Source organism: Bacillus cereus group sp. Bc031 (assembly GCF_027716265.1).
GTDB lineage: Bacteria > Bacillota > Bacilli > Bacillales > Bacillaceae_G > Bacillus_A > Bacillus_A paranthracis.
This window is the reverse complement of the sequence record NZ_JAQFUL010000162.1, coordinates 1-4283: the sequence shown is the minus strand read 5'-3', so window position 1 is coordinate 4283 and position 4283 is coordinate 1. Positions and strand designations below refer to the sequence as shown.

Here is a 4283-nt window from a genome sequence, read left to right as displayed (position 1 = left end):
GTTTCGAAACGATTATCTGTTATTTTTGGGGAATTTAAAACCGTTGTTATTGGGTATTTTACAATCGTTGATTACACTAAAAAAACATCATTATTACCAATGGTTAAAATTAGATGAGTTTTTACGTGAAGGCTGGTCTACTGTAATTGGTTTAATAGAAGAGGGAATGAGAGAAGGTAGCATAAGAAAAATTCAAATTCCGTTTTTTATTGAAGTGTATTTAGGGGCACTGAATCGCATATATGATCCTATGTTTATTGAAAAGAGTGATTATACATTGGGAAGTATGCTTGAATCGATTATGGACATGTTACTATATGGCATTTCTAATTCGAAATAGAAGGTGGGAGAGTAGTGCAGTGGATTTATTTATGCTTAGCAATTTTATTTGAGGTAGCAGGTACAACTGCAATGAAACTATCTGATGGATTAACGAAACTTGTACCAAGCATTCTTATTTTTGTATTTTATGTAGTAAGTTTTGCATTTCTGTCATTTGCATTAAAAGGGATGGAAATGTCCGTAGCATATGCGGTGTGGTCAGGTATGGGAATTGTAACGATTACAACAATTGGTTTTATTTATTTTGGAGAAAGTATCAATATAATTAAGATACTAGCAATTCTTTTTATTTTAGTTGGAGTCGTAATATTAAATTTTAATAGTACGGCACATGAAGCGAAGAAAAAAGAAATGGTGGAGGAACGTATACATTGAATCGATTAAAGTATTTTTTCTTTATTACTGATTTTGGGTTTGTTATATATTGGCTCATAACAATTTTTCATATGATTCCGCAAGAATATTTGTTTAAAGATTATGAAGATCCTATTTTAGTAGCGTGGAATTGGTCTTTCCTGCCTCTAGATTTGTTAATCTCGTTAACGGGATTTTTAAGTTTGTATTTGCATTCTAAACAAAAACATACTTGGAGCCACTTTGCATTTCTATCATTAATTTTAACTTTTTGCTCAGGGTTACAAGCTCTAGCATTTTGGACAATTCGTTTAGATTTTGATATGTCTTGGTGGATCCCTAATTTATATTTGTTAGTTTACCCATGCTTCTTTTTTAAAAGTTTTTGGAGAGAGTGTGGATCGTATGAGATTAACACGAGAAAAGAATTCATGTAATATAGATAGCAACTTTAAGCACATTCGAATTCTAGATTTTAAAACATTTCAGTTTCTAGATCCGTTTTTTTCGCCAGCCATACAGCAAAAGTCAAAATGAAGATAGCCGATGATTCCTACGGTAAGGAATCATCGGCTTGTATTATGTATGTTGAGTGAGTTCACGTTTCTGGAATAATTGTAATAGCGATGGTCCGAACCGGAGCCTCTATTTCATCTTTATTTTGGCTATTGTAGTATTTAATCATTAATTCGTTAAGTTCGCTTTGAAATTTTCCAAAGCGTTCTTCATCTAGCTTTAATTCCACTACAGAAAAAGTAGCAGTATCTTCTTGACTGTTTTGTTCCTCTAATTTCTTAAGGTAACTTTGATATTGTGTCATAAGTGATAACTGATAATAGGAAATGTAGTTTAATTTTTCATCATCAGATAAGCCTTTCCATTCACTTCCTTCAATTTTTGCATCTTCTTCATTGATTGCGTAATATTTTTCAGAAACAGATTTTACCTTTTTTTCTTTAATTACATGGACGATACCAGAATCAACCATAGTTTGTAGCTGTCTATATAGTGTAGCTTGTGGTACATTTTTAATGATTTTTACCATTTCTAATGGTGTTAGCCCATTTTCCTTATTTCTCATTAACACTTGGCAAATTTTCATTCTTACTGGATGCATTAAAATTTCAACTTTATTACTCATTCGCTCACCTTATTTATCATATATTTTTATTCTCATTATAAATAATGAGAATAATGTTTGCAATTCATTCTTTTATGATTTATCATTATCAATAATGAGAATGAATTTAGGGAGGAATGACAATAATGCAACTACATTATGGATTGAATGATCTTAAAGACATTGATATTATGACTTTTCTACCTATTATATTGCCAGTTATTGCAGTGGGGGCACTTTTAGTTTTTATTGCATTCATTGATTTATACCGACATAGAAAAACAAGAAAAAATGTACTTGTATGGACGTTCATTATTCTTTTCGTTAATGTATTGGGACCTATTTTCTACTTCGTTATAGGGAGAAAGGACAGTGAGAAATTATGAAACTAGAGATTAAAAATGTAACAAAATCATTTAAAGGAAAAACTGCTGTCAATAATTTCTCGATGGAACTGCAAGCGGGGGAATGCGTCGGATTAATTGGACCAAACGGAGCAGGAAAATCTACATTAATAAAAGTAATATCGGATATTACTAATCCAACTGCTGGTGAAGTTTTATTGAATGGGATAAAAATATCAAAAATGAAAAGTGAAATTGGTTATCTACCTCAATATCCTAATTTTTTTCATTGGATGACAGCGAGAGAAACGCTTATGTTTATGGGCCAACTTTCGGGATTGAATAAAGTAGAGTTGTCAAAGTCAATTCCAGAAATTTTAGAGAAAGTTGGACTAAAAGGGGAAGAAAACGAAAAGGTTAGTACATTTTCTGGTGGAATGAAACAACGACTTGGTATTGCACAAGCATTATTGCATAAACCTTCGCTTATTGTCATGGATGAACCGGTATCCGCATTAGATCCAATCGGCCGGCGAGAAGTATTGAATCTGATTGAAGAAATAAAAAAAGATACAACCATTTTATTATCAACCCACATCTTAAGCGATGCAGAAGAAATCTGTGAACGATTTGTCATTATAAAAGATGGAACAAAAATAGAAGACACAACGATTACCGAACTTTTACACCGTAATAGTAAAAATAAATTGATTATTGAAATAACAACTAAAGATCAAAAGTGGATTGAAGTTGTAAAAAAATTACCGTATGTGAAGGACGTAGAAGTGGTTGGGCTTAAAATCAAAGTAAAGGTTGAAAGTATTGAAATAAATAAAAATATGTTACTGCAAAATGCACTCGAACATAAAGTGAACATCGTTAAATTTGAAATGAGCAACGATACTTTAGAAGAAATTTTTTTGAAATTGGTGGTGCAAAAATGAATAACACAATGGTATTGATAAAAAAAGAATATGTTCAAATGTTACGTGATTTTAAGATCATTTGGCTACCAATTGTTTTTATATTTTTAGGCGCGACACAACCGATAGTAACTCATTATTTACCATCCATTCTAGAAGCATTAGGTGGAGGGCAGGGAATTATCATTGATCCAAATATGGCAACACAAAAAGGAGGCGAAGTATTAGCAAGTACTTTGGGATCCCAGTTTGATCAGCTCGGACTTATGATTCTAGTGATATCTATGATGGGTACTATTCAAACAGATAAAGCCAATGGTATGTTGGCTTTTATTTTAACAAGACCCGTTACTGTTACTTCATATGTAGGTGGGAAAATAGTGGCCAACTATTTAATGGTAGCTTGTAGTGTAACAATTGGATACGTTACTTCTTATCTATATGTAAATTTTCTTTTTAGCGCTGTTCCATTCGCGCACCTAATTACTGGATTACTATTGTATCTAATTTGGATTCTTTTTATCGTATCTTTCACAACAATGATAAGTACTATTTTTCACAGTCAAGGTATGATTGCATTAATTTCAATTGTTTTCCTGTTAGCCTGTAGAGTAATCGTCGGTTTGAATCCAATAATGGATTTGCTTAATCCAGCAAGTATGAGTAAGGATGCAATGGAAACGTTAGTTACGGGGGGCGTACATTCAAACGCAATAATTACAGGAGTACTAACTATAGTTTGGATCTTATTGACACTCTTCGTAACGTATTATTGGATTGCTAATAAAAAGTTTCATTATGAATAAACGTGATGAGGGTAATGGTTTTAAGTAAAACACCCCAACAAGAAAAAGCTTCCACTACTGTGGAAGCTTCTCTAACTGAAAGTGTTGGAAGTACTACGAGAACAGTAGTGCCATACGAATAAGGGACAATAAAAAAATTCTGGATGCAAGAGGATTTTTTTATTGGGAATAGTAAGGATGAGGGGAGGTGTATTACATATGGGAAAAGGTAGAAGTAATAATGCTGGTAAAAAGCAACCAAATTTCGATGATTCATCTAATTTCGCTAAACAAAGTCAACCGACAGAAAAGAAGAAGAAATAAAAAAAGGAGCTCTCTTTATAATCCGTACCCTTTGTAAAGGACATTTTAAAAAAAGTTAGGCGGCATCAAGAAGATGATTTCTGTATTCAAC

At 32.5% G+C, this 4283-nt stretch carries 6 protein-coding genes and 1 pseudogene; 6 read left to right on the top strand and 1 reads right to left on the bottom strand.

Annotated elements, in window-relative coordinates; translation table 11 throughout:
• The 3 genes and pseudogenes from PDQ33_RS28340 to PDQ33_RS28330 form a co-directional block, all read left to right on the top strand.
• Positions 1-340, top strand: a pseudogene (locus PDQ33_RS28340) (hypothetical protein); the annotation flags it as partial.
• A 14-nt stretch (positions 341-354) separates the two neighbouring features.
• On the top strand, positions 355-717 hold the full coding sequence (locus PDQ33_RS28335) for a DMT family transporter (RefSeq protein ID WP_001198606.1): 363 nt from the start codon (positions 355-357) through the stop codon (positions 715-717).
• Positions 714-1133, top strand: coding sequence for a DUF5360 family protein (locus PDQ33_RS28330; protein WP_001080894.1), 420 nt, complete (start codon positions 714-716; stop codon positions 1131-1133). The genes PDQ33_RS28335 and PDQ33_RS28330 overlap by 4 nt, the downstream gene beginning before the upstream one ends.
• Positions 1134-1294: 161 nt before the next feature.
• Here PDQ33_RS28330 and PDQ33_RS28325 read toward each other — a convergent pair whose 3' ends face one another.
• On the bottom strand, positions 1295-1837 hold the full coding sequence (locus PDQ33_RS28325) for a transcriptional regulator (RefSeq protein WP_000066859.1): 543 nt from the start codon (positions 1835-1837) through the stop codon (positions 1295-1297).
• 125 nt (positions 1838-1962) lie between these two features.
• Here PDQ33_RS28325 and PDQ33_RS28320 point away from each other — a divergent pair, with 125 nt between their 5' ends.
• Genes PDQ33_RS28320 through PDQ33_RS28310 form a run of 3 tightly spaced genes read left to right on the top strand, consistent with a single transcriptional unit; the run spans position 1963 to position 3889 of the window.
• A complete protein-coding gene (locus tag PDQ33_RS28320; RefSeq protein WP_001175969.1) occupies positions 1963-2202 on the top strand; it encodes a PLD nuclease N-terminal domain-containing protein in 240 nt (79 codons plus the stop codon).
• Positions 2199-3104, top strand: a complete 906-nt coding sequence (locus PDQ33_RS28315) for an ABC transporter ATP-binding protein (protein ID WP_000764115.1) — start codon at positions 2199-2201, stop codon at positions 3102-3104. Before PDQ33_RS28320 ends, PDQ33_RS28315 begins: the two co-directional genes overlap by 4 nt.
• Positions 3101-3889, top strand: a complete 789-nt coding sequence (locus tag PDQ33_RS28310) for an ABC transporter permease (RefSeq protein ID WP_061130534.1) — start codon at positions 3101-3103, stop codon at positions 3887-3889. The genes PDQ33_RS28315 and PDQ33_RS28310 overlap by 4 nt, the downstream gene beginning before the upstream one ends.
• Positions 3890-4283 lie beyond the last annotated feature (394 nt).

Coding starts and splice junctions, on each gene's coding strand:
- PDQ33_RS28325 (WP_000066859.1), bottom strand. CDS start 1,837: ATGAGTAATAAAGTTGAAATTTTAATGCATCCAGTAAGAATGAAAATT.
- PDQ33_RS28320 (WP_001175969.1), top strand. CDS start 1,963: ATGCAACTACATTATGGATTGAATGATCTTAAAGACATTGATATTATG.
- PDQ33_RS28315 (WP_000764115.1), top strand. CDS start 2,199: ATGAAACTAGAGATTAAAAATGTAACAAAATCATTTAAAGGAAAAACT.
- PDQ33_RS28310 (WP_061130534.1), top strand. CDS start 3,101: ATGAATAACACAATGGTATTGATAAAAAAAGAATATGTTCAAATGTTA.